The 24,634-nt window shown below is 72.8% G+C and carries 20 protein-coding genes; 6 read left to right on the forward strand and 14 right to left on the reverse strand.

Features of this window, described 5'->3' with window-relative positions; translation table 11 throughout:
* Positions 1 to 120: 120 nt before the first annotated feature.
* The 3 genes from F9C41_RS31710 to F9C41_RS31720 are packed head-to-tail and all read right to left on the reverse strand — an operon-like array spanning position 121 to position 3,607.
* On the reverse strand, positions 121 to 1,497 hold the full coding sequence (locus F9C41_RS31710; protein WP_155390489.1) for an MmgE/PrpD family protein: 1,377 nt from the start codon (positions 1,495 to 1,497) through the stop codon (positions 121 to 123).
* Entirely contained in the window at positions 1,494 to 2,411 is a 918-nt protein-coding gene (locus tag F9C41_RS31715; protein ID WP_155390490.1) for a cyclase family protein, read from the reverse strand. Before F9C41_RS31715 ends, F9C41_RS31710 begins: the two co-directional genes overlap by 4 nt.
* Positions 2,411 to 3,607, reverse strand: coding sequence for a CaiB/BaiF CoA transferase family protein (locus F9C41_RS31720; RefSeq protein ID WP_155390491.1), 1,197 nt, complete (start codon positions 3,605 to 3,607; stop codon positions 2,411 to 2,413). The genes F9C41_RS31715 and F9C41_RS31720 overlap by 1 nt, the downstream gene beginning before the upstream one ends.
* Before the next feature lie 77 nt (positions 3,608 to 3,684).
* Here F9C41_RS31720 and F9C41_RS31725 point away from each other — a divergent pair, with 77 nt between their 5' ends.
* The gene (locus F9C41_RS31725; RefSeq protein WP_155390492.1) at positions 3,685 to 5,112 is read left to right on the forward strand and encodes a dihydroorotase; all 1,428 of its coding nucleotides are present in this window, start codon (positions 3,685 to 3,687) and stop codon (positions 5,110 to 5,112) included.
* Positions 5,113 to 6,919: 1,807 nt separating this feature from the next.
* Here the strand turns inward: F9C41_RS31725 and F9C41_RS31730 are convergent.
* The 3 genes from F9C41_RS31730 to F9C41_RS31740 all read right to left on the reverse strand — a co-directional run bounded on the left by F9C41_RS31730 (position 6,920) and on the right by F9C41_RS31740 (position 10,218).
* Positions 6,920 to 7,771 carry a DUF4437 domain-containing protein gene (locus F9C41_RS31730; protein WP_196280045.1) on the reverse strand — a complete coding sequence of 284 codons (852 nt, stop codon included), beginning with the start codon at positions 7,769 to 7,771 and terminating at the stop codon, positions 6,920 to 6,922.
* Positions 7,768 to 9,258 (reverse strand): class I adenylate-forming enzyme family protein, encoded by a 1,491-nt coding sequence (locus tag F9C41_RS31735; protein ID WP_155390494.1) that lies wholly within the window; start codon positions 9,256 to 9,258, stop codon positions 7,768 to 7,770. The genes F9C41_RS31730 and F9C41_RS31735 overlap by 4 nt, the downstream gene beginning before the upstream one ends.
* Before the next feature lie 75 nt (positions 9,259 to 9,333).
* Positions 9,334 to 10,218: a hydroxymethylglutaryl-CoA lyase gene (locus F9C41_RS31740; RefSeq protein ID WP_230690163.1), complete on the reverse strand. Its 885-nt coding sequence runs from the start codon at positions 10,216 to 10,218 to the stop codon at positions 9,334 to 9,336.
* Between the two features lie 53 nt (positions 10,219 to 10,271).
* Here F9C41_RS31740 and F9C41_RS31745 point away from each other — a divergent pair, with 53 nt between their 5' ends.
* Positions 10,272 to 11,465 (forward strand): CaiB/BaiF CoA transferase family protein, encoded by a 1,194-nt coding sequence (locus tag F9C41_RS31745; RefSeq protein WP_155390496.1) that lies wholly within the window; start codon positions 10,272 to 10,274, stop codon positions 11,463 to 11,465.
* A complete protein-coding gene (locus F9C41_RS31750; protein WP_155390497.1) occupies positions 11,465 to 12,085 on the forward strand; it encodes an isochorismatase family protein in 621 nt (206 codons plus the stop codon). The genes F9C41_RS31745 and F9C41_RS31750 overlap by 1 nt, the downstream gene beginning before the upstream one ends.
* 51 nt (positions 12,086 to 12,136) lie before the next feature.
* Here the strand turns inward: F9C41_RS31750 and F9C41_RS31755 are convergent, their stop codons facing one another.
* The 3 genes from F9C41_RS31755 to F9C41_RS31765 all read right to left on the reverse strand — a co-directional run bounded on the left by F9C41_RS31755 (position 12,137) and on the right by F9C41_RS31765 (position 16,166).
* Positions 12,137 to 12,745 carry a fasciclin domain-containing protein gene (locus tag F9C41_RS31755; RefSeq protein WP_155390498.1) on the reverse strand — a complete coding sequence of 203 codons (609 nt, stop codon included), beginning with the start codon at positions 12,743 to 12,745 and terminating at the stop codon, positions 12,137 to 12,139.
* Between the two features lie 80 nt (positions 12,746 to 12,825).
* Positions 12,826 to 14,643 carry an AMP-binding protein gene (locus F9C41_RS31760; RefSeq protein ID WP_155390499.1) on the reverse strand — a complete coding sequence of 606 codons (1,818 nt, stop codon included), beginning with the start codon at positions 14,641 to 14,643 and terminating at the stop codon, positions 12,826 to 12,828.
* 20 nt (positions 14,644 to 14,663) lie between these two features.
* Positions 14,664 to 16,166, reverse strand: a complete 1,503-nt coding sequence (locus F9C41_RS31765) for a succinic semialdehyde dehydrogenase (RefSeq protein WP_155390500.1) — start codon at positions 16,164 to 16,166, stop codon at positions 14,664 to 14,666.
* A 117-nt stretch (positions 16,167 to 16,283) separates the two neighbouring features.
* Here F9C41_RS31765 and F9C41_RS31770 point away from each other — a divergent pair, with 117 nt between their 5' ends.
* Both F9C41_RS31770 and F9C41_RS31775 read left to right on the forward strand, forming a co-directional pair.
* Complete coding sequence (locus tag F9C41_RS31770) at positions 16,284 to 17,039, forward strand: enoyl-CoA hydratase family protein (protein WP_230690164.1); 756 nt, start codon at positions 16,284 to 16,286, stop codon at positions 17,037 to 17,039.
* A gap of 98 nt (positions 17,040 to 17,137) precedes the next feature.
* On the forward strand, positions 17,138 to 18,034 hold the full coding sequence (locus F9C41_RS31775) for an alpha/beta hydrolase family protein (RefSeq protein ID WP_155390501.1): 897 nt from the start codon (positions 17,138 to 17,140) through the stop codon (positions 18,032 to 18,034).
* A gap of 117 nt (positions 18,035 to 18,151) precedes the next feature.
* Here F9C41_RS31775 and F9C41_RS31780 read toward each other — a convergent pair whose 3' ends face one another.
* Complete coding sequence (locus F9C41_RS31780) at positions 18,152 to 19,408, reverse strand: NAD(P)/FAD-dependent oxidoreductase (RefSeq protein WP_155390502.1); 1,257 nt, start codon at positions 19,406 to 19,408, stop codon at positions 18,152 to 18,154.
* Between the two features lie 154 nt (positions 19,409 to 19,562).
* Between F9C41_RS31780 and F9C41_RS31785 the strand changes: the two genes are divergently transcribed.
* The gene (locus F9C41_RS31785) at positions 19,563 to 21,029 is read left to right on the forward strand and encodes an MFS transporter (protein ID WP_155390503.1); all 1,467 of its coding nucleotides are present in this window, start codon (positions 19,563 to 19,565) and stop codon (positions 21,027 to 21,029) included.
* A gap of 13 nt (positions 21,030 to 21,042) precedes the next feature.
* Here F9C41_RS31785 and F9C41_RS31790 read toward each other — a convergent pair whose 3' ends face one another.
* The 4 genes from F9C41_RS31790 to F9C41_RS31805 form a co-directional block, all read right to left on the reverse strand.
* The gene (locus F9C41_RS31790) at positions 21,043 to 22,677 is read right to left on the reverse strand and encodes a RecQ family ATP-dependent DNA helicase (protein WP_155390504.1); all 1,635 of its coding nucleotides are present in this window, start codon (positions 22,675 to 22,677) and stop codon (positions 21,043 to 21,045) included.
* Between the two features lie 75 nt (positions 22,678 to 22,752).
* Positions 22,753 to 23,289 carry a protealysin inhibitor emfourin gene (locus F9C41_RS31795; protein WP_155390505.1) on the reverse strand — a complete coding sequence of 179 codons (537 nt, stop codon included), beginning with the start codon at positions 23,287 to 23,289 and terminating at the stop codon, positions 22,753 to 22,755.
* 10 nt (positions 23,290 to 23,299) lie between these two features.
* Complete coding sequence (locus F9C41_RS31800; protein ID WP_230690165.1) at positions 23,300 to 23,782, reverse strand: hypothetical protein; 483 nt, start codon at positions 23,780 to 23,782, stop codon at positions 23,300 to 23,302.
* Between the two features lie 151 nt (positions 23,783 to 23,933).
* Positions 23,934 to 24,602, reverse strand: coding sequence for a Crp/Fnr family transcriptional regulator (locus F9C41_RS31805; RefSeq protein ID WP_230690166.1), 669 nt, complete (start codon positions 24,600 to 24,602; stop codon positions 23,934 to 23,936).
* Positions 24,603 to 24,634: the final 32 nt, after the last annotated feature.

Genomic DNA, 24,634 nt, shown 5'->3' on the forward strand with positions numbered 1-24,634 from the left:
CGAACGTGGATCGCGGCCCCAAAGATCGCCCGACTTGCCTGGCACCTGTGCGTATCTTGAACGCGGATTCGCCCATGTGCCAGGCAAGTTCGACGATCATGCGGGCCGGTCGGGGGTGGGTCAGCGGGGGTGGGTCAGTGCCAGCAGTTCGGCGGCAGGGCGAAGAGCGCGCGCGGCCGCCGACACCGCGGCAGCCTGCTCGGCGGACAGGGCGGCGGCGTTCAGCCGGAACTTGAGGTCGAGGTCGCCGGGGCGCAGCGGGTGGGCCGCGCTGCCGCGCGACGCGTCGACCCGGTGCTCCAGCAGCTCACCGCCGAAGGTGCGCACCCGCAGCACGGCCGCGAACGCGTTCGGGAAGATCTCGGTGGCGCGTTGGTCGGCCACGCAGGTCACCCGCGCCGCCAGTGCCAGCACCGCCGCGTCGAGGTCGCGGAAGTCGGCCGTGCCCACGCCCAGCCCGCTGCCGCCGAGCAGCGCCGCCGCGACCGTATACGGCCCGGAGAACTTCCCGTGGTAGGCCGTCCGCGGCCGTGCCTTCTCCGCCGCCGGCTCGGCGATCGTGCGCAGCACCGGCGCGGCCACCCCCAGCTCCACCGACGCCACGTCCGCGGCGCGCAGCCCGGCCGCCCGCAGCGCGAGCGCGCAGTCGATGCCCGGATGCGTGAAATGGTTGGTCGGGTAGGGCTTGTAGACGGTCCGGGACAGCTCCCATCGCTCGCCCAGGCCACCGAGCAGGGCGTCGGCGTCGAAGACCCCCGAGGTGTACGCGGCGAAGAAGCCGAAGCGCCCCTCCAGCACCGTCGGTGGTCCGGTGAGCCCGTCGGCGGCGAACACGGCGGCGCTGACCCCGGCGTGCGCGGCCCAACCGCAGTGCGTCTTCTTGACCGTGCCACCGGTCCGGTTGGCCTCCAGCAGCCCCGCGCCCATGGACGCCGCGATGCCCATGGCGTGCCCGATCCCGGCCGCGTCCAGCCCGTACAACAGTCCCGCGGCGGCGGCCCCGCCGATCGTGCCGCAGATAGAGGTGGCGTGCAGGCCGCGTTCGAAGAAGACGGAGTTGCGCAGCTCCCGATCGTAGGCGGCCATGCCGAGCCGGTTGCAGATCTCGATCCCGGCGGCGACGGCGCGGACCAGCGCGGGCCCGTCCGCGCCGGTGGCCTCGGCGGCGGCCAGCGCGGCGGGCACGATGCTCGCGCTCGGGTGCAGCACCGAGGGCAGGTGCGTGTCGTCGAAGTCGAGCGCGTGCGCCATGACCCCGTTGACCAGCGCCGCGGCGGGCGCGGGCAGCCGGTCGCCGGCACCGATCACGGACGCCTCGGGCGTGCCGCCCCAGCGGCGCACCGACGCGAGCACGGCCCGCACCGCGGGATCGTCCTGCGCGGCCAGCGCCAGCCCGAGGATGTCGAGGATGCGCCCCGGCACCCCGTCCGGGATCCCGCCGTCACGGCAGCCCACGGCGAACTCGGCGAGCCTGCCGACCGCCGTCTCCGCCGTCATGCGAGCACCGCCAGCGGTCGGACCGGCGCGCCCGTGGCGCCGACCAGGGGCAGCGGGTTGAGCACGAGCAGGATCTCGCGGGCGCCGGTGGTCAGCAGCGGGTCCAGGTTCATCGTCTCGACGATGTGCACGCCGTGCTCGACCAGCAGCACCCGGTGTGCGGGCAGCACGGCGTGGCCGCGCCCGGCGGGGATGTGCTCGAAGGCGATGGTCTCCGCGCCGACGGCGGCCGGGGAGTGCGCGGCGAGCCAGTGCGCGGCGGCCTCGTCCGGCCCCGGGGTGCCGTCGCGGAGGCCGATGAAGGCGTCGTGTTCGGACCAGCGACGGGACCAGCCGGTGCCGATGAGGATCACCTCGCCGGGGGCGAGCGTCAGGCCCGCCGCGGCCCGGTCGAGGTCCTCGGGTGTTATCGCGTACCCGGCGGGCAGCACGTCCACGCCGTGCACCCGGGCCACGTCGAGGATCACGGCGCGGCCCAGGTAGGGCGGGAACGTGTCGATGCCGAGGTCGCTGAAGCCCAGATGGGACTGCAGCGGGCCGGTGGGTCGGCCGCCGTGCAGCAGGCCGTCCTGCGACACGTGCGACAGCGCGTCGACGTGCGTGCCGACGTGGCCCCCGGTGACGATCAGCTCGTTGGCCGCCGAGCCGCCGTCGGGCCGGGTCATGTCGCCGTGCCGGCGCTCCAGCGCCATCCGGAACGGCGGATGGTTGGGCGACTGCGGCATGCCCCGGCGCATCGGCTGCGCCAGGTCGATCACCTGTCGACCCCGCAGCGCCTGCCACGGCGCTGGGTCGGGGCTTGCCGCCGGGGTGCGGTGCTGCGCGGCGGGGCCGGTCGCGGTGGTGGCGGGCGGCGTCGGACGGCCGCTCGGGGCGGGCAGCAGTGCGTGCCGGTCCTGGTCGAGGCCCTGCATCAGATCACTCCGGTGTCGCGCAGTGCGGTCAGCTCGTCGTCGGTGAGGCCGAGCCGGTCGCGGTAGACGGTGTCGTTGTCGGCTCCGCGGGGCCGCCCGGTCCAGCCGATCCGGCCGGGCGTCTGCGACATCCGGTAGAGCACGTTGGGCATGCGCAGCGGCCCGAGCGCGGGGTCCTCGACGGTGGTGATCGAGTTCAGGGCGGTGTATTGCGGGTCGGCGAAGATGTCGGCGATGTCGTAGATCGGCGCGACCGCGGCCTGGGCCCCGTCGAACGCCTTGGCCACCTCGTCCAGGTCGCGCTGCGCGATCCAGCCGCCGACGTGGGCGTCCAGCTCGTCGGCGTGCGCGGCGCGGCCCGCGCCGGTGGCGAACCAGGGTTCGCCGATCACCTCGGGGTGCCCGACCAGGTGCATGACGCGTTCGGCGATGGCCTGGGCGCTGGTCGACACGGCGACCCAGCGGCCGTCGCGGGTGCGGTACGTGTTGCGCGGCGCGTTGTTGACCGAGCGGTTGCCGGTGCGCTGCTGCACGAGCCCGAGCTGGTCGTACGCCATGGCCTGCATGCCCAGCACGGTGAGCATCGGCTCGACGATGGCCAGGTCGATGACCTGCCCGGTGCCCCCTCGCGCGTCGCGGTGGTAGAGCGCGGTCAGCACCGCCTGCGCGCAGGTCAGCGCGGAGATGCCGTCAGCCAGCCCGAACGGTGGCAGAGTGGGCGGTCCGTCGGGCGCGCCGGTGATCGCGGCGAACCCGCTCATCGCCTCGGCGAGCGTGCCGAACCCGGGCCGGTGGGCGTACGGGCCGTGCTGGCCGAACGCGGTGATCCGGGCGACGACCAGGCGGGGATTGAGCTCGTGCAGCACATCGGGGGACAGGCCCCAGCGCTCCAGGGTGCCGGGCCGGAAGTTCTCGATGAGCACGTCGGCTTCGGACAGCAGGCGCTTGGCCAGCGCCGCCCCCTCGGCGCGGCCGAGGTCGAGGGTGACCGTCTGCTTGTTGCGGCCCAGCATGGTCCACCACAGCGGCACGCCGTCGCGGGCCGGGCCGTGTCCCCGGGACGGGTCGCCCTTGGCCGGATGCTCGATCTTGATCACGTCCGCGCCGTAGTCGCCGAGGATCGTCGCGGCGAGGGGTCCGGCGAAGAGCGTCGCGGCGTCGACGACGGTGACGCCGGACAGGGCGGCGGGCGGCATGGGGGCACCGTACACGCCCTACCCTCAAAAAGGAAACCTCGTTACAGTGTGCGAAACGCACTTCTGGGAGGACCGCTGTGGCACGATACGATCTGCTGGTCAAGGACGGAACACTGGTGCTGCCGTATGTCGGCACGGTACGCGCCGATCTCGCCGTACGCGACGGGAAGATCGCGGCGATCGGCGACGACCTCGACCCGGCCTCGGCCGACGAGGTGCTCTCGGCAAAGGACCGGCTGGTCTTCCCCGGCGCCGTCGACGCCCACTACCACCTGGGCATCTACCGGGACCTGGCGCTCGACGCGGCCGAGGAGACCCGGTCCTCGATGGTCGGCGGCGTGACCACGGTGCTGTCCTACTTCCGCACCGGCCAGCACTACCTCAACCGCACCGGTCCGTACGGCGAGATCTTCCCGCAGGTGCTGGCCGCCGTCGCCGGGCACGCCTGGACCGACTACGGCTTCCACCTCGCGCCGATGGACACCGCGCAGGTCGGCGAGGTGCCCGCGCTGATCGACGAGCACGGCGTCAGCTCGTTCAAGTACTACATGTTCTACAAGGGATTCAACCTGTCCGCCGACTCCCGCGACGCCAAGTCGTTCACCATGAGCGACGAGTACGACCTCGGCCACCTGTACCAGATCATGGAGGCGGTCGCGGCCAACCAGCGCGCGGGCCGCCGGGTCTCGCTGTCGCTGCACTGCGAGCAGGCCGAGCTGATGCGGCTGTTCATCGACCGGGTCCGGGCCGCGGGCGACCCGCAGACGCTGAAGGCGTACTCCGACGCCCGCCCGCCGCTGACCGAGCAGGTGGCCATCGGCGAGGCGACGACGCTGGCCGGCGCGACCGGCTGCCCGGTCAACCTGCTGCACCTGTCGTCGGCCGAAGCCATCGCCGCGGCGGCCGCCGCCAAGGCCACCGGACGCCTGGACCTGCGCTGCGAGGTCACCCTGCACCACCTGTGCCTGGACCACGAGAGCCTGGACCGCCGCGGCGGCCTGGGCGCGAAGGTCAACCCGCCGATCCGGTCCGTGTCGGACACCGAGGCGCTGTGGGCCGCGGTGCTCGACGGCACCGTGGACTGGGTCGCCTCCGACCACGCCTGCTGCCTGGAGGAGAACAAGGGCGACGCGCTGTGGCCCGCGCTGCCCGGCTTCGGCGGCACCGCCCTGCTGTACCCGATCCTGCTCAGCGAGGGCATGCACAAGCGCGGCCTGTCCCCGCAGCGCGTCGCCGAGCTGGCCGCGGGCAACCCGGCCCACGCCTACGGCCTGGCCGGCCGCAAGGGCAACCTGATGGTCGGCATGGACGCCGACCTGACCATCGTGGACCCGCAGCTGGAGCAGGAGGTCACCACCGACCTGCTGCTCTCGGGCCAGGACCACTGCCCCTTCGAGGGCCACAAGGTCAAGGGCTGGCCGGTCGCCACCGTCGTCGGCGGCCGCCTCGCCTACCGCGACGGCTCGGTCCTCGGCGCGCCCTCGGGCCGCTTCGTCGCCCGCTGAGCCATACGGCGACGCTGAACCGCGTGGCGATCCGGGCTTGCGCGGCGATGCCGGGCCGTGCGGCGGCGGCAGTTCGCCTGGAGGCTTATGCGTTTCGGAATACACGTATATCCCCGAAATGCATAAGCCTCCAGCACAACACCTCACCGCGTACTGCGTGACATTCCGGTATGGGGCGGCACCGAACCGTGTTGTCGGATTGGCGGCGACCGATCGCCCCGGCCGTGTGCGTCGTCACGATCGTGGGCATCCATCCACTGTTCAGTAAGGATCGTCATCGGCAGTCGCCACGCCGCACTGGCCACGCTTGCCGTGGTCGCCGCCCTCGTGCCGACCGTGCCGGCGGCCGCGGTGCCCGGAAGGGTCGGGGTCTCCACGATCACCCCGACCTTAGGAGGGAGTCTGTTCCATGGTCAGCGTGCCAGCGAAGGTCGACCTCGACACAGGCGTCGTTGTCACAGCAGCACCATGCGCGCCACTTCGCGCGGGCCACTACCTGATCATGGGGCTGCTGTAATGGATTCCTGCTTGCAGGCAAGGCGCTCCTGCCAGCCGTAGATGGATCCGCCTGCGGTGATGTTTCTGCTGGTAGAACGTCAGCGCTGGACGCGGTAGGCATAGCGGTTCGAGTCGCTCCCAAGCGGTTCATTGGGCGAGTTCCGGTAAGGGACACCGATGCGACATGATCGAGTTTGGAGTCGTTCCCGCAGGTAGTGCGATGTAAGAACTTTACCTAGCCCCCTGTTGCGGGGGCTGCCGGAGGCGAACGGTAGTTTGGTGGTCGGTCGCAACGCCTGCAGAACTTCTCGTGAAGCCGGAAGCCGTTCCTCCCCGGGGGGAACGTCCCCCGTCGCTTCACGATCAAGGAGCACTAATGGCCGAGCCGACCCCCGGAACCGACCCCGAGCCAGACTCGGAAGGTCAACGGCGCCGCAGACCCAACCGGGCCTGGCGGCGCTGGGCCAAGCCGATGATCCGGCTGGTCGCGACTTTCACGGCTGAGTTCGTGCGGGCATGGTTCAGGGCTGACGGCTAAGGCCCCACGTAAGCGCATCGCTTACGCAGGGCCTCAGCACTTCAGGCGAAGGCGCTCCCGCTACGTCCGGCAAGATCGACGCGGGGGCGCTTTCGTTTTGTTGAACGGCCGAAGTCTAAACATGTTCACTAACGTCGATGTCTTCGGGGTGCCATTTCGGGGCGCAATCACACAGCTGCTTGTGATCGCCTTCCCTGCTCAGCGCTGCAATCGCAAGCCTGTCATCACTGTGACACATCCGCGAGATCCCACGATGTAGACGCGTCATGAGACGCGCCTAATCGACAGTAGCCGATCTGGTCGTACTTGCTCGGATGCTGACCTCTGCGATCGGTCTATCCGACCCGATCATCAACGTCGGCGACGGCCCTGCTGACGAGTGGCCGAGCGGCTCCGGCAATCCCGAATGTACTCGGCAGCGGCACATCGACGTGAGCACTCGCCCGACATCACGGCCGCGGCCCGTACTGTTCAGGCAGGTCACGCAGCGACCAACCGGTGTGCTTCATGCACTAGATCGCGTTAACCACCTGCCGACGGTCGCGAGGCACTGACCACCACGAGTGGGCAGTGCCGGAAGCAGCGGCTCCAGCGCAGCCCACTCGTGATCGCTCGGGTCTTGGTGGGTTATAACCCGTCTAACGACCGACATTCATGATCCGCGGGCCAGGGCCGAGGTTGATCCGGCCGTCGGCGGTTCGGATTAGATGGAAGCGAACGCCGGGCGCACCCGGGCCGTCGCGCGGTCGGCGTAGACCGGGCACATTACGGTCACATGCCGTCGCCGCTCCACTGCCCGCGCGAGCGGGAGCGGACGGGGAGGGTGGAGATTACCGGCAGGTGGTCGTGGTTGTGGTCGTCGTAGTTCTCGGCGTGGCCGCCCCACTTGACCCACTCTTCGGTGGTGTACCAGTTGATCAGCTCGCCGTCCGAGCGGATGATCCAGTCGATGTCGGTCTCGGCGATGAAGTGGCCGTGCTTCACCCCGGCCGGGCGGAAGCAGTACGTGCCGTCGTCGATGTCGCCGAAGTTGTACGCCATCTTGCCGCCGAGGGTGTAGAACTCCTCGTAGCACGGGTGGTGCGCGAGCCGGTGGTCGGTCCAGCCCTTCTTCGCCCGGATGAGCCGGGTGTAGAAGCCGGTCTTCGGGTCGCGGTGCAGCAGCTTGATGTACAGCGGCGTGAGCGGCCCGACGCTCGGCGCCTCGGTCCACTCCATCTTGTTGGAGTCCACCACGGTCACCTCGCCCACCGCGTCGGCCCACCGCCGCGCCTCGGGGTCGAAGCCGCAGTCGCCGTACTCGCGCCAGTGCAGCACCCGGCTGCCCTCGCGCACCTTGATCCAGTCCATCGGCACGCCGCGCGGCACCTGCACGTAGCCGCCCGCCCCGATCTCGGTGCCGCCGTAGCTGAGCGAGCCCGAGACCACGTAGAACTCGGTGTTCGCGTGGGGCACGCCGCCCCCGCGGCCCCAGTCGGCGGGGAAGTCGAGCGACAGCGAGGACGAGCCGTCCTCCTCGTCGACGGACAGGCGGCGCTCGCGCACCTTGCCCTCGCCGTACGGCAGCTCGCCGACGTGCCAGATGTAGTCGTCCTCGTGGATCAGTTCTACGTGCGCTCTCACTGCGGTTCGCTCCTCAACTGTCGTTTCAACACCTTTCCGGCGGCGTTGCGGGGCAGCGTGCCGGGGAATTCGTAGGTCTTGGGCACCTTGTAGCCGGCCAGCCGGGTGCGCAGGTGCGCGTCGAGATCGGCGGTCGCGACGGCCTCGCGGCATACCACGTGCGCGACGATCCGTTCGCCCCAGTGCTCGTCGGGCACCCCGACGACGGCGGCCTCGACCACGCCGGGATAGGTGACCAGCGCTTCCTCGACGTCACGCGGGTACACGTTGACGCCGCCGGTGATGATCACGTCCTTCTTGCGGTCGACGATGGAGATGAACCCCTCGTCGTCGACCACCACGACGTCGCCGCTGGTCATGAACCCGTCCGGGGTGGTGCAGGCGGCGGTGGCGGCGTCGTTGTCCAGGTAGCCGTTCATCAGGTACGGCGAGCGGCTGAACAGCTCACCGGGCGTGCCCGGCGGCACCGGTTGCCCCTCGTCGTCGACGACCCGCACCTGCGTGGCGAACCACGGGTGGCCGACCGATCCGGCCTTGCGGCGGGCGTCGGCCGGGCGCAGGTTGGTGATCACGCCGGCTTCGGTGGAGCCGTAGAGCTCGTGCACGCCGACGCCGGGGAACGCGTCGAGCACCCACTCCTTGAGCGGGCGAGGCAGCGCGGCGGCGTTGAAGTAGAGGGTGTCCAGGCTGGACAGCTCGGCGTGCGCCGCCGGTTCGGCGGTCAGCGAGCGGATCAGCTGCGCGTGCGTGGGCACCAGGAATACCGACTGGGCCCGGTCCCGGGCGATCATCTCCAGCACGTTCCCGGCGTCGAAGCTGCGCAGCATGCTCACCGTGCCACCGCAGAACACCGCCGCGTACGCGAAGGCGAACCCGGCCCCGTGGTACATCGGCGCGACGGCGATGGTGCGCCGCCCCGGTCCCAGGCCCCACTCCAGGGCGGCGGCGTAGAAGGTCAGCACCCGGGAGCGGTGCGAGATCTGCACGCCCTTGGGGTCGCCGGTGGTCCCCGAGGTGTACGCGACGCAGAACGGGTCGCGTTCGGACACCGCCGCCCACGGGTCGCGCGCATCGGCGGCGGCCAGGATCTGCTCGTACTGCTCGCCGACGGCGATGGACACGTCGAGCACGGGAGCGAGGTGGGCCAGCGCCTCGTCGGCGAGGATCGCGCGGGCCCGCGAGTGTCCGACGATGAACGCGATCTCGGGTCCGGCCAGCCGGGGGTTGAGCGGCACCAGGACCAGTCCAGCCTTGGCCAGCCCGGCGGCGATCTCGGGATACTCCAGACGGTTGCCGAGCAGCACCGCGACCCGGTCCCCGGCGCGCAGCCCGCGGGCCAGCAGCGCCTGCGCGAGCCGGGACGAGCGTTCGTCGAGCTGGGCGTAGTTCAGCCGACGTTCGCCGTCGATCACCGCGGTGACACCCGGGGTCGCCTGGGCGAACTCCCGCACACCTCCGGCGATGTTCAGATCGGCAGCATCCACCATGCCGAGAATGGAAACACCGTTTCCATCTGGTGGCAACCCCCGTCCCGCCTGCGCCCTGGCGGGCAGGGGCGAAGCCTAGGCGGGAAAGCTCCCGGCGCGGCCGAGCATGGCCGGGGCCGTGATGCCGAGTCGTTCGGCGATCCAGGCGCCGGTCACCGCCAGCCCGTCGAGCTGCACGCCGGTGTCGATCCCCGAGCGGTCCAGCAGGTAGGCGAGGTCCTCGGTGGCGATGTTGCCGGTCGCGGCCGGGGCGAACGGGCAGCCCCCGATGCCGCCGATGCTGGCGTCCAGTGCCAGGACCCCGTGCTCCAGCGCGGCCAGCGCGTTGGCGTATCCCGTGTTGCGGGTGTTGTGGAAGTGTGCCCGCAGCGCGACGTCCGGCGCGACCTCGCGTACGGCGGTGACCAGCGCGGCGACCTGGCGGGGCACGCCGACGCCGATGGTGTCGGCCAGGCAGATCTCGTCCGGCGCGACCCGCGCGGCGGCGATCAGCCCGGCCACGTGCCCAACGGCGACCTCTCCCGTGAACGGGCAGCCGAACGCGGCGGCGACGGTCAGTGTGGTGCGCAGCCCCGCCGCGCGGGCGTCGGCGGCGACGGCATCCCACTGGGCGAGGGACGCGGCGGTGGTCATGCCCTGGTTGCGCTGTGAGAACTCGTCGGTGGCGACCAGCACGTAGTTGACCTCGTCCACGCCAGCCGAGGCCAGCGCACGATCGAGGCCGCGCCGGTTGAGCACCAGGCCGATGTAGGAGACGTCCGCGCGCCGGGGGACCGCCGCGAGCACCGCCTCGGCGTCGGCCAGCTGCGGCACCCGCGCCGGATGGGCGAACGCGACGGCCTCGACGCGGTGCACTCCCGCGGCGAGCGCGCGCGTGATGTACTCGACCTTCACCTCGGTGGACAGCAGCGTCTTCTCGTTCTGCAGCCCGTCGCGCGGGCCGACCTCCACGATCTCCACGGCACCCTCGGTTCCTCTAGCGAAACGGCGTTTCCAAAGCATAGGATGCGGCCGTGACAGGCGCACTATCCGACGTCAGGGTGATCGAGACCGGCACGCTGCTGGCCGGCCCGTTCTGCGGCCAGCTGCTCGGCGACTTCGGCGCCGAGGTCATCAAGCTCGAGGACCCGGGCAAGGGCGACCCGATGCGCCAGTGGGGCCGGGAGAAGCCGCACGGGCAGTCGCTGTGGTGGCCGGTGGTGGCCCGCAACAAGAAGTCGGTCACCTGCAACCTGCGCGTACGCGAGGGCCAGGACCTGGTGCGCCGCCTGGTCGCCGACGCGGACGTGCTGCTGGAGAACTTCCGTCCCGGCACCCTGGAGCGCTGGGGGCTGGGCTGGGCCGAGCTGTCCGCGATCAACCCGCGGCTGATCCTGGTCCGGGTCACCGGCTACGGCCAGACCGGGCCGTACGCGCCGCGCGCCGGGTTCGGCTCGATCGGCGAGGCGATGGGTGGCATCCGCTACGTCACCGGCGAACCCGACCGGCCGCCGTCGCGCTCCGGCATCTCGCTGGGCGACTCCCTGGCGGCGACGTACGCCGCGAACGGCGCCCTGGCGGCCCTGCACGCCCGCGAGCGGACCGGGCGCGGGCAGGTCGTCGACTCGGCGATCTACGAGGCGGTGCTGGCCATGATGGAGTCGCTGCTGCCCGAGTGGGCGGTGGCCGGCTACCAGCGCGAGCGCACCGGCGCGGTGCTGCCCAACGTCGCCCCGAGCAACGCCTACCCGACCGCCGACGGCACCGAGGTGCTGGTCGCCGCCAACCAGGACACCGTGTTCGGGCGGCTGTGCGAGGTCATGGGGACGCCGGAGCTGGCCGCCGACCCGCGATACGCTACCCACGGCGCCCGCGGCGCGCACCAGACCGAGCTGGACGACCTGATCGCCGCGTGGACCCGCACCCAGCCCGCGGACAGGCTGCTGGCCGCGCTGCACGAGGCGGGGGTCCCGGCGGGCGGCGTCTACACGGCCAAGGACATGCTGGCCGACCCGCACATCGCCGCCCGGGAGGCGATCGTGCGCGTGCCGCACCCCGACTTCGGCGAGCTGCCGATGCAGAACGTCGCCCCGCGCCTGTCCGCCGACCCCGGCTCGGTGCGCTGGGCCGGACCTGCGCTGGGCCAGCACAACGACGAGGTGTACGGCAGCCTGCTGGGACTGTCCGAGACCGAGCGGGCGCAGCTGCGCGAGCGGGGCGTCATCTGATGGCGCTGGACGCCGACTACGCGCGGGCCGGGTTCGCCCGGCGGCTCGGCTGGGGCGAGCGGCCCGCGGTGCTGCTGGTCGACCCGGTGGCCGCGTACACGGTGGACGGTTCGCCGCTGCGGCTCGACACCGGGCAGGCCGCGCTGGACGCGATGGCCGCGCTGCTGGCGGCCGCGCGCGCGGCCGGGCTGCCGGTGGTGCTGACCGGCGTGCGGTACGCCGACGCCAGTTGCGCCGAGGCCCCGCTGTTCGCCGCGAAGGTGCCCGCGCTGGCGGCGTTCGCCGCGGGCAGCCCGCTGGGGGAGTTCCCGGCGGAGGTCGCCCCCGCGCGGGGGGAGCACGTCGTGCTCAAGCACTACGCGAGCGCGTTCGCCGGCACCTCGCTGCCGGCCTGGTTGACCGCCCACCGCGTGGACACCCTCGTCATCGGCGGCTTCTCGACCAGCGGCTGCGTGCGGGCCTCCGCCGTGGACGCGCTGCAGCACGGCTTCCGGCCCATGGTGGTGCGCGAGGCCTGCGCCGACCGCGACCCCGGCCCGCACGAGGCCAACCTGTTCGACCTCGACGCCAAGTACGCCGACGTGGTGAGCCTGGCCGAGGCACTGACCCGGCTCGGGTGAGCGCGGGTACTCCCCGGCCCGGTGCGCGGGCCGGGGAGCGGTTCGGTCAGGTCAGGACTGCGGCATCAGCACGGTGTCGACGATGTACACGGTGCCGTTGCGGGTCTGCACGTTGCCGCAGACCACCTTCGCGCTGTCGTTGACCTTGAAGTCGGCGCCGCTGCCGGACACGGTCAGGTCCTGGCCCTCCAGGGTCTTGTGGGTGCCCGCGAGCTGCTCGGGTGCGGTCTTCCCGGCCACCACGTGGTAGGTCAGGATCTTCGTGAGCAGTTCCTTGTCGGCCAGCACCTTGTCCAGGTCGGCCTTCGGGATCTTCGCGAAGGCGTCGTTGGTCGGCGCGAAGACGGTGACCGCCTCGGCGTTGTTGAGCGTGTCGACCAGGCCGGCCTGCTTTACCGCGGTGACCAGCGTGGACAGCAGCGGGTTGCCCGAGGCGGCGGTCGCCACCGGTTGCTGGGCCATCGCCTCGAAGCTGCCCGGGTTGCTCGAGTCCTGCGGTACGGCCGCGCAGCCGGGCCCGAACTCCTCCGCGGCCATCGCGGATACGGTGCCGCCCGTGGTCTGGGTGGCCATGGTGTCGGCGCCACAGGCCGTCAGGGCCAGCGGGAACGCAAAGGCGCCGGCTGCCGCGAGCGCGGTCAGCCTCCTCTTGCCGAGCATGTCGGTGTCCTTCCTCCGGTGAGACTTCAGGAGGGATTCGGCACCGGGCCTGGCACGGTTTGGTCAGATAGCCGGATTTTTTAGTTTTCTGCTTTCTGAGTGCTTTGGGAATATCTTTCGGGTGATGCGTAGAGCGCGTCGATCTCGGAGGCGTACTTGCGGACGATCGCCGCTCGGCGCAGCTTCAGCGTCGGCGTCAGCTCGTCCCCGCCCGGCGCCCACACCGCGTCCAGCACCTCGTACCGCTTGATCTGTTCGACCCGGGACAGCTCGGCGTTGCCGGCGGCGACCCCGGCCGCGATCGCGTCGGCGACCGTCTCCGCGCCGTGCCGCGCGGTGTGCGACGCCACCGTCTCCGGGTCGACCACGATCAGAGCCACGTTGTACGGTCGCCCGTCACCCACCACGACCAGCGCGCCGATCAGCGGGCACGCCGACTTGACCACGCCCTCGATGTTGGCCGGGGACATGTTCTTGCCCGCCGCGTTGATGATCAGTTCCTTCTTGCGGTCCACGATGGACACGTAGCCCTCGGCGTCGATCGTGGCCACGTCCCCGGTGCGCAGCCAGCCGTCGGCGTCGAACGCCTCGGCGGTGCGGGCCGGGTCGCGATGGTAGCCGCGGGTCACCAGCGGCCCGCGGATCAGCAGCTCGCCGTCGTCGGCCAGGCGCACCTGCACCCCGGGCGCGGGGATGCCGACGGTGCCGGGGCGGATCGCCTCGGGCGGGTTGAGCGTGCTCGCGCCGCAGGTCTCCGACATGCCCCAGATCTCGCAGACGGGCAACCCGAGGTCGAGGAAGAACTCCAGCACCGGCACGGGCAGCGCGGCCGCCCCGCACATCGCCCAGCGCATGCGGTCCATGCCCAGCCGGGCCAGCACCTGACCGAGCACCAGCCGGTCCGCCAGGCGCGCCAGCGCCCGCGATCCCGGCCCGCCTCGCCTGCCTCGGCCCCACCGCAGCGCGAGCCGGAACGCCCACCGCCGCGGCGCGGGCGCGTCGAGCAGGGCGTCGGAGATCCGGGCGCGCATCTTCTCGAACACCCGCGGCACCGCCGCCCAGTACGTCGGGCGCACCTGGGCCAGGGCCGCACCGAGCTGGGTCAGGTCGGCCAGGCAGGTGATCCGCGCGCCGTAGAGCAGCTGCAGGTAATGGCTGGCCAGGCGATCGGCGACGTGCGCGGCGGGCAGGTAGGACAGCCCGTGGTCGGTCCGGTGCAGCGGGAACAGCGCGGTCACCGCGTCGGCCTCGGCCAGCAGGTTGGCGTGGGTCAGCTCGACGCCCTTGGGCGGGCCGGTGGTGCCCGAGGTGTAGATGAGGGTGAGCAGGTCGTCGGGCTGCACGGCACGCCACGCGGCGTCGAAGTCGAAGCCAGGCTCGGCCAGCGCGCACAGCTCGTCCAGCGTGATCGTGCCCGCGGGCCGGCCGTCCACGCAGACCAGGTGGTCATAGTCGGCCCCGCTGGCCACGATGCGCGCCGCGTACTGCTGCTCGCAGACGACGATCCGGGCCTGCGCGTTGTCGAGCACGTACGCGATCTGCGCCGGCGACGAGGTGTTGTAGACGGAGAACGGCACCGCGCCCAGGTGGATCGCGGCGGTGTCGGCGAGGTGGAACTCAGGCCGGTTGGCCAGCATCAGCGCCACGGTCTGCCCCCGGCGCACGCCCGCACCCGCCAGGCCCGCCGCGATGGCGCGCACCCGCGCGGCGTACTCGCGCCAGGTCAGCTCGGTGTCGGAGCCGTATGCGCCGAGCGCGACGGTGTCCGGCTGCACCGCTGCGGTGGCCTGGAAGGCCGCGCACAGGGTCGCGGCACGCGGTGCCGGGCCGGGCAGGACCGCCCCGGGCGACAGTGCCGGAGCGGGGCTGTCTCCGTCGGTCGGGCTGGCGGGGTGCATCGGGTCCTTTCCGGAACGGGTCAGCGCAGGTGCAGCAGTTGCACGGCGCGCACGGCGACGGTCAGCGCGCGGGCGTAGCGGGCCTGTCCGGGGCCGGTCGGCGGGGCGAGGTTCAGGCGCTGGTGGGCGATGGTCTGCGGGGCGGTGTAGGCGAGCAGTCCGGCCGTGCCATGGCGGCGGCCCAGCCCCGACGACTTCATGCCGCCCATGGGTGCGTCGTGCGAGGCGTACGCGGCGGCGTAGCCCTCGTTGATGTTCACGGTCCCGGCCCGCAGCCGCCGGGCCAGCGCCCGTGCCGCGCCGGTGTCCCGGCTGAACACGGCGGCGTTGAGGCCGTACTCGGTGTCGTTGGCCAGCTCGACGGCGGCGTCGTCGCCGGACACCGCGAACACGGCCACCACCGGCCCGAACGTCTCCTCGCGATACACCGCCATGGCCGGGGTGACCCCGGCCAGCACGGTCGGTTCGTGGAACAGCGGCCCGAGGTCGGGGCGGGCCGCACCGCCGGCCAGCACCACCGCGCCGCGCCCGGTCGCGTCCTCGACGTGGCGGCGGACCGTGGCCAGCACGCGCGGCAGGCTCAGCGAGCCCATCTGCGGGCCGTAGTCCAGGTCGGCGGCCAGCCGCAGCCCGCGCACCAGCGGCAGGAAGCGGTCCAGGAAGGCGTCGTGCACGCGCTCGTGCACGATGATGCGCTCGGCGGACAGGCACAGCTGCCCGGCGCTGGCGAAGCACGCCCGGACGGCGGCGTGGGCGGCCTGGTCGAGGTCGGCGTCGGCGCGCACCAGCAGGGAGTTCTTGCCGCCGAGCTCCAGCGAGCAGCCGATGAGCCGCCGCCCGGCCCCGGTCGCGACCGCCCGGCCCGCGGCCGTGGAACCGGTCAGGCACAGGTGGTCCGCGCCGTCGAGGAGGGCGTCGCCGATGTCCGCGGGCTCGCCGGTCACCTGCTGCCACACCCCGTCCGGCAGCCCGGCCTCGGTCATCAGGTCCCGTGCCCAGGCCGCGGTCCGCGCGGTCTGGGTGTCCGGCTTGTGCACCACCGCGTTCCCGGCCAGCAGCGCGGGCACGATGTCGGTCACGGCCAGCGCCAGCGGATAGTTCCACGGCGTGATCACGGCGACCACGCCGAGCGGATGGCGCACCTCGACCGCGTACGTCAGCAGCGGCAGCGCGCCACCACGGCGGCGCGGCCGCAGCAGGCGGGGCGCGCGGCGGGCGTAGTACGTGCTGACCAGCGCCGCGTCCAGCACCTCCTCGTGCGCGTGCAGCCGGGCCTTGCCGGTCTCGCGCTGCACCAGGTCGAGGATCTCGTCCTGGCGGCGCAGCAGCAGCTCCGCGAAGCGGCGCACCGGCCGGGCGCGCTCGCGCGGCGGCAGCGCCGCCCAGCCCGACTGGGCCGCGCGGGCTCGGGCGTACGCCAGCGCGACATCGTCGGCAGTGGACTGCCGCACGGGCGGGAGGGGCTCGCCGGTGAGCGGCGCCAGTGGCACGGCGTCGGCCCCACGGCATGCAGGGGTGCCCATGCGTGCACGGTAGCCCTTCGTGCCGCAAACGCAAGAGGTTGCCGAATCAATGCAGGTCAACGCGAGATAAATCAAGCGCGCTTGACTTTTATGGACGCGATGATGAGGGTGGACGCCGTGCCGAACCTCGTGACTTCGACCGTGGAGCGCGGCGTCGCGACGCTGACGCTCGACTCCCCGCACAATCGCAACGCCCTGTCCGCGGCGCTCGTCGCGCAGCTCGGCGAGGCGCTGGCCGCCGCGGCGGCGGACCCCGGCGTGCGCGCCGTGGTGCTGACCCACACCGGCCGCGTCTTCTGCGCGGGCGCGGACCTGACCGAGGCCGCCGGCGGCGGGCTCGCCGAGGGCACGGCGCGCCTGTTGGGGCTGCTGCGAGCCATCGTCGAACTGCCGAAACCGGTGGTGGCGCGGGTGGACGGCCAGGTGCGCGCGGGCGGGCTGGGCCTGCTCGGGGCGTGTGACATCGCGCTGGCCGGGCCCGCGTCCGGGTTCGCGTTCACCGAGGCCAGGCTGGGCGTCGCCCCCGCGGTGATCTCGCTGACCACGCTCACCCGGATGCCCGAACGCGCCGCCGCCCGCTACTACCTGACCGGCGAGGTGTTCGACGCCGCGGCCGCCGTTGCCTGCGGCCTGGTCACCCAGGCCGGGGACGACGTCGACGTGCTGCTGTCCGAGGTGCTGGCCGGGCTGCGTGCGGCCTCGCCGCAGGGCCTGGCCGCGTCCAAGCTGCTGACCACGGCGGCGGTGCGGCGCGCGCTGGACGAACACGGGACGCGGCTGGCCGAGGAGTCGGCGCGGCTGTTCGCCACGGACGAGGCGGTCGAGGGTATGACGGCGTTCCTGCAACGGCGCAAGCCGTCGTGGGCGGCCTGACCTGCATATCGATATGTTGGCATAAGTCATTTCTTGTCTCGTCACGGGAAACGGTGTTCCACTGTGCGAACCAGATTCCCTCGACGAGAGGAACAGCGATGTACAGACGAGCGATCCTCGTGCTGGCAATGATCGCCGCCGCGGTGGCGGGCGTGGGCTCGCCCGCCGCGGCCGACAGCTCCACCCCCGGTGCGTACGCCGTGGGTTACGTCGACGCCTCGGTCAGCGCCTCCGGCCGCTCCTTCAGTGCCCGGATCTACTACCCGGCGGCGGCCGCGGGGCAGAACGCAGCCGTGGCCGCCGGACGGTTCCCGGCCATCGCCTTCGGGCACGGCTTCCTGCAGAGCGTCAGCAAGTACTACAGCACCATGCAGCACCTGGCCTCGTGGGGCTTCGTGGTGGCCGCGCCGACCTCGCAGGGCAGCCTGTTCCCGAGCCACAGCGCCTTCGCCGACGACCTCAACGCGCAGCTCACCTGGCTGGTCGCGCAGGACAGCACGGCGGGTTCGCGCTTCAATGCGCACATCGTCACCACGAAGCTGGGACTGTCCGGCCACTCCATGGGCGCCGGCGCGAGCGTGCTGGCCGCGGCCCGCAACCCGGCGGTCACCACCGTGGCCAACCTCGCCGCCGCGGAGACCAACCCGTCGGCGGCCACGGCGGCGGCCGCGGTACGCGTGCCGATGATGCTGGTCGCCGGGGAGAAGGACGGCACCGCGCCGATCGCGAGCCACCAGCGCCCGATCTACAATGCCAAGCCCGCGCCCAAGCAGCTGCGCACCATCGTGGGCGGCTTCCACTGCGGCTTCATCGACTCGTCGTCGGTCTTCTGCGACAGCGGCACCATCACCCGCGCGATCCAGCTGCAGATCACCCGGCGGGTGCTGACCGACTGGTTCCGTTACTACCTGGCAGGGGACACCACGGCCTACAGCGCCGTGTGGGGCCCCGGCGCGACGGGCGACCCACAGGTCGTGTTCGAGGGCGTCGCCTAGGTGGGCACGGGGTGCCGGGCGCGTCCGCCGATCGCGGCACGCACCCGGCACCGCCGTCTCCGACCGGCCCCGGTCTGCGCAAGGCCCGACGGCCCCGCCGTCCGCAACAGCCGGGAGTCAGACCCGGCCTGCCGCGTAGACCCGTGCTCCGAGGTCGGCCAGGACCGCGTTCGCCGCACGTCGGCCGGAGACCAGGGCGCCCTGGATCGAGCTGGTGTCGCGGTGGTCGCCGCAGACGTAGCGGCCGTAGCCGTGGCGCACCGGACGGCGCATCCGGTGCGGGGCGGGCATTGCGGGCAGCGCGTGCGGGATGCGGTACGCGTCGAGGAACTCCCAGCCCGCGGTCGGCACCTCGTACAGCACGGACAACCGGGACCGGACCGCCCGTTCCAGCTCGTCGATCGGCGTCGTCGTGTCCAGGGTGGACGTCGCGATCAGCGCCCGGCCGTCGGTGGCGTACCCGGCCGCGGCCGCGGTGAGCACCACGGTGTTGGCCACCAGCCGGCCGCCCTCGGGGTCCAGGGTCAGCATCGGTTGGACGGACGGGGGGCCGAAGCAGGCGTGGTAGAACGTGGTCACGCCGTGCCAGGCGGGCGCACGCAGGCCGGGCAGCAGCGCCGCGGCCGAGGTCCCGTCCGTGGCCACCACGACGGCCCGCGCGGTGACCTCCTCGCCGCCGTGCACCGCCACGCCGTGCGGGGTCAGCCCGTCCACCCGCGCACCGGTGCGGATCGTGCCCGCGGGCAGCCGGGACGCCAGCAGCCGGGGCAGGGCCCGCATGCCCTGGGCGGGCACGGCCGCCCCGCCACGCAGGAACATGCGCCACATGAGATGGAAGAATCGGCCCGAGGTGTCGAGCCGGTCCTCCAGGAACACTCCGGCCAGGAACGGGCGCAGCACCCGGTCCACCGTCGCCGGGGCCAGGTCGGCCGCCTTCAGTTCGTCGAGGGTGGACAGGTCGGGCTGGCGCAGCACCGCGGCGGTGGAGCCGAGCGTGTCCCGGGCTGCCAGCTCGACCAGCGTCAGCGCGTCCGCGGGCGGCACCAGCCCGGCGGCCAGCGCCAGGAACGCGGTCGGGCCGGGGCGCAGCTGGTGGGTGCGCCCGCCCCAGCGCACCGCCACCCCGCGGGTGAACGGCCGCAGGTGCAGGTCGGTCAGGTCGCACTCGTCCTGCAGTGCCGGGTACGACGGGCACAGTGTCTGGAAGCCGCGGTCGAGCAGGAAGCCGTCGACGTGGTCGGTGCGCACCCGCCCGCCGATGTCGTCGGCCGCCTCCAGCACGGTCACTCGCAGCCCCGCCTCGGTGATCCGCCGGGCGGCGACCAGGCCGGCCAGGCCGGCGCCGACGACGGCGACGTCGCAGTGTTCCGCCATGCCCTCAGGCTAGGCCGCCGCACCTGCGGCGCAGCAGGTTTCGCCGGAGTGCGTCGATCGGCCGCTCCTGGTTCCTCTAGCGAAACGCCGTTTCCCGTACATAGGATGCTCGGCACCGGACCGGACCGCCCGGTCGAGCCCTGGAGGTAGGCGCATGGCCGTCCCCGCCGTCGACGAGCAGGTCCGCGAGATCGCCGCGTATCCGGGGCGGCCACCGGTGCGGGTGACGCGTGGCCGCGCCGCCCCGTTCGGCTGGTGGCCCGCGGTCTGCATCGCGCTGGTCGCGCTGGTCGACCGGATCGAGTACAACCTGCTCGCCGGGGCGCTGCCCGCGATCCAGCGCGAGTTCGGGTTCGACGACGGCGCGGCCGGGGCCATCGCCACCGCGGGTGCGATCGCGGCGGTGCTCCTGCTGCTGCCCGCCGGGCGGCTGGCCGACACCGGGCGGCGCACCTGGACCGTGGCCGCCGTGGTCGCGGTGTGGGCGCTGCTCACCCTCGGCACCGGCCTGGCCGGCTCCTACGCGATGCTGTTCGGGGTGCGGGTGCTGCTCGGCGCGGCCGGGCAGCTCTACAACCCGCCGTCGTCCAGCCTGCTCGGCGACCTCTACCCGGGCCCCAGCCGGGCCCGCGCCTACGGGCTCGAACGCGCCGCGTACTTCGCCGGGCTGCCGATCGGGGTCATCGCGGGCGGGGCGCTGGCCAAGGCGTACGACTGGCGCACCGGCTTCTTCCTCGTCGCGATCCCCGGCGCGGTCATCGCGGTGCTCATGCTCACCGTGCGCGAGCCGGTCCGCGGCGTCGGCGACCGGCTCAGCGCCTGGTACGCCGACCCCGCCCCGGAGACGGCCGCCGCGTCGCAGCCTGCGGGCGGGGCGGCACCGCCCGTGGCGGGCTCCGCGGTCGCAGTGGACACCGGGCCGGCGATCCCGGCCGAGGTGGCCGTGCCCGGCAAGGGCGCCGCGGGACTGGCGGGCCTGGCGGCGCAGGTGCGCGAGCTGTGGGGCATCCGCACGCTGCGGTCCGTGGTGAGCGGGCTGAGCATCCTGTTCTTCGGGCTGGGCGGGCTGTTCTTCTGGATGCCGTCGTTCTACCAGCGCGAATTCGGGCTCGACGAGGCCGCGTCGGCCGCGGTCGGCGGCGGCGCGGGCCTGGTCGGCATCCTCGCGGGCATCGGCCTGGGCAGCTGGCTCGGCGACCGCGGGCACGGCCGCCGTCCCGGCTGGCGGGTGCGGCTCGGAGGCTGGTCGCTGCTGTTCGGCACCGTTGCGCTGGCCGGGGCCGTGGCGGTCGGTCCGTTCGTGCCGCAGGTGGTCTGCTTCGGACTCGCCAACGTCGGCTTCGCCGGGGCCATCGCGAACCTGACCGCGGCCAACGCCGACGTGGTCGCCGCCTCCCGCCGCGGCCTGGGCTTCGCGGTGCTCCAATCGGTGATCACCCTGGGCGGCGCGCTCGGTCCCTGGCTCATCGGCGAGGCCTCCGACGCCACCGGCTCGCTGCGCCTGGCGTACGCCGTGGTCATCGCGCCGCTGGTGATCGGCAGCCTGATCGTGCTCCGGGCCTGGCGCGGCTACGACGCCGACGCCGCGGCCGCCCTGTCCCCCCGCGACACGCCCTCTTGATCGTCCGGCGGCGTCAGCCGCGTTCGACGACCAGCAGCTTCTGCGCGGTGACCACGGCGACCGCCAGGGTCTTGTAGCCGACCTCGTCGAACAGCACCGTCATCCGGTCCTTCTCGTAGCCGAGCACCATGCCGGTGCCCCAGTCGGCGTGGCGCACCGTGCAGTGCAGCGGGTACGGCACGTCGTCGGGCAGCACCTCCGAGGTGCCCTCGTGGCAGCTGTCGCAGTGGCCGCAGGTGTCGTTGAGCTGCTCGCCGAAGTAGCCCAGCAGCGCCTGCACCCGGCAGCCGCGCATCTCGGCGAACCGGCGCATCATGTCGGTGCGCGAGCGCTGGCCCGCCTGGTATCGCCCGTGCTCGGCGATCGCGTCCCGGGCGGCCTGGTCGGGAAGCGGCGCGAAGCGCGGCACGCTCAGCTCGCCCTTGTTGCCGGTCGCCACCGCGCCCACCTGCTCCAGCAGGCTCAGGTGCGCGGCGAGCTTGCGGGCGTTGTATCCGGTGGTCTTGGCCAGCGCAGTCTTGGTGACCGGGCCGCTGTGCAGGGCCGCGGCCACGGTGCGCAGCTCGGCGAGATCGGGCGCGCCGCCGTTGAAGAAGCGTTGCAGGGCCACGTCCTCGGCGCGGTGCAGCAGCAGCGCGTGCGCCGGGTCGCCGTCGCGGCCGGCCCGGCCGATCTCCTGCAGGTAGCTGTCGGGGGAGTCCGGCAGGGCCATGTGCGCCACGAAGCGGATGTTCGGCTTGTCGATGCCCATGCCGAAGGCCGACGTGGCGACCATGATCGGCACCCGGTCGGCGAGGAACGCCTCGTGCGCGCGGGCGCGCACCCCGGCCGCCAGGCCCCCGTGGTACGCCGTGGCCTCGTGGCCGGCGTCGCTGAGTCGCTGGGCCAGTTCCTCGGCGGCCCGCCGGGTCGGCACGTACACGATGCCCGGCGGGGTGGCCTCCTCCAGCAGCTTGAGCAGCCGCCGCCAGCGGTAGTCCTCGCTGGGGCAGTGGGTGGCCTCCAGGAACAGGTTGGGCCGGTCCAGCCCGGTCAGCACCACCTTGGGCTTGCGCAGCCCGAGGCGGGCGATGATGTCCTCGCGCATCGGCGGCGATGCGGTGGCCGTCAGCGCCACCACCGGCGGGCGGCCCAGGGCCCGGATCAGATGCCCGATGGTGAGGTAGTCGGGCCGGAAGTCGTGGCCCCAGGACGAGATGCAGTGCGCCTCGTCCACCGCGACCAGCTTCGGGCGCAGCGCCTTGACCTCGGCCATCCGCTCCGGCGAGCTGAGCTGCTCCGGGGTGATGAACAGGAACCGGGCGGTGCCCGCCCGCAGCTCCTGCAGGGCTGCGGCCTGCTTCGCGGGGGTCTCCGCGGAGCTGATCCGCACCGCCCGCAGGGCCGGGTTGCCGCGGTCGTTGAGGTTGGCGATCTGGTCCTGCTGCAGTGCCAGCAGCGGGGAGATCACCACGGTGGGTCCCTTCAGGAGGGACGCGGTGACCTGGTAGACGGCCGACTTTCCGCCACCGGTGGGCAGCACCACCACCGCGTCGCGGCCGCGCAGCAGGGCGCGCATGGCGTCCAGCTGCGCGGGCCGCAACCGGTTCCAGCCGAAGTGGTCACGGGCGGCGCGACGCAGGCGCAGGGAGCGGAATAAGAACATCATCGCCGCGACTCTAACCAGTTCCGCCGACACGCAAACGTCACCGCCATGCCATCCGTAGACGCGTATGGATGAAGATCAGCTGTCGACAGCGCCCGTGACCAGGTTCGCTATCGCGGCGGCGGCCTCTGGCAGATTTTCGTCACCGGGGCAGTCGGTGAACGTGACGGTGACCGTTCCGGGGTCTCCTGTCCGGTCCACGGTCACCGTGTACTGGAAGGCGTCGGCGCAGTTGGTCGGCGTGGTGGGACGCGCGGCCTCGGTGTCCAGGCGCGGATCGGCGGCGAGAGTCTGCAACTGCTCGCGCTCCGATGTGGTCAGCTTGCCCGATTTGCTGGTTCTGGCGCGGTCCGTCGCGGTCCACGCGCCCGCCGGGTCGACCGTGATCTGGTCGTCGACCCCGGCAAAGCCGCCGGTGCGGTGCACGACGACCGAGGCCGGGCTGGGCGAGACCCATCCGCCGGGGCCAGGCGAGGCGCCGGGATCCGCGGGGCCGGACGCGCAGGCGGTGGTGAGCGACAGCAGTGCCGCGAGGGCGGCGATACGCAGTGCGGTCATGTGCCGTTGGACGGCCCGGATCGCGGGCCGGTTGCCCGCCGGCGGTGCTTCATTCATGACCATCAGTCTATGCGCCCTGGTGGGCCGGCGGGCCGGCGGCCATGGCCCGGGCTCCGACCCAGTCCGTCGCGTCCATCAGCAGGTTGGCGATGCCCGCGGCGACCGGTGGCGCCGCGGCGTCCGGGCACTCGGCGTAGCCGATCGTGACGTTGCGGTCCGGGTGCACGACATACAGCCAGACGCGGAAGGCGTCCGGGCACGAGGTCGGCGGGTGGCTCTGGCGACCCTCGTCGCGCAGGCGCGGATCGGCCAGCAGCGCGGTCAACTGCGCCTGCTGCTCCCAGGTCAGCGTGCCGGACGCCTTGTCCCGGCCGCCCCGGTAGGTGCGCCAGGAGCCGTCCGGCAGCACCATGGCGCTCTCGTCGCGAAACGGCCGCCCGCCGTTGCGGACCACGTTGATGAGGGCGCCGTGCTCGACCGGGTCGGGGTCGCGCACGGCCTGCTCGCCGCCGGTGCACGCGGCGAACACCGGCAGCATCGCGGCGACCACGGCCGCCGCCCGCAGCCTTCGGCCGGGACCTGTGCGGCGTGCCCGGTGGGATGTCGGTGAACGGTGCACACAGGGCAATCTACTCAACCGGGCAACCCGGCGCGCGCTCGCAACGCGGCCGAGTCCCGCCGGGCCGGTGACACCGGGCCGATCAGTCGGAGATTCCGGCACGTGCCCGCAGCGCGGCAAGATCCAGCACGGCCACCGACATCCGGCTGGTGCGGATCCAGCCGGCGCTGCGCAGCACGCCCAGCGCCTTGCTGACCGCCTCGCGGGACGCGCCCACCCAGCCCGCCAGCTCGTCCTGCGACAGCGGCAGCGCGATGGCGATCACGTCGCCGTCGGGCCGGCCGAACCGCTCGGCCAGCTCGACCAGCCGCGCGGCGACCCGGCCGGTGCTGTCCTGCGCGCCGAACTCGACGCGTTTGCGGTCGGCGTCGCGCAGCCGCTCGGTGAGCAGCCGCATCAGCAGGAACGCCACCCGGCCGTGGGCCTGCAGGTAGGCCTCGAACTCCGGCAGCGCCATGACCAGCGCCGTCACCGGCTCCAACGCGGTCAGCGTGGCCGACCGCGGCGCCCGGTCCACCGCCGACAGCTCGCCGAGCAGCGCGCCGGGTCCGCGTACGGCGAGCACGACCTCGCCGCCCGCGGCGGTGTGCGAGGACGCCTTGACCCGCCCGGCGCGTAGCATGGCGACCCAGTCCGAGCGGTCGGCCTCCCGGCACAGCACCTCGCCGCGGCTCCACCGCCGCAGCGCGCTGCGCCGGGTGAACTGCTCCTGCTCAGCGGGAGTGAGCAGGCTCCAGAAATCCCCACTCACGCCTTCTCCTCGCTGCGCTCGTCGGCGGCATG

The organism is Catellatospora paridis (assembly GCF_009720365.1).
In the GTDB taxonomy this organism is placed as follows: Bacteria; Actinomycetota; Actinomycetes; order Mycobacteriales; family Micromonosporaceae; genus Catellatospora; species Catellatospora paridis.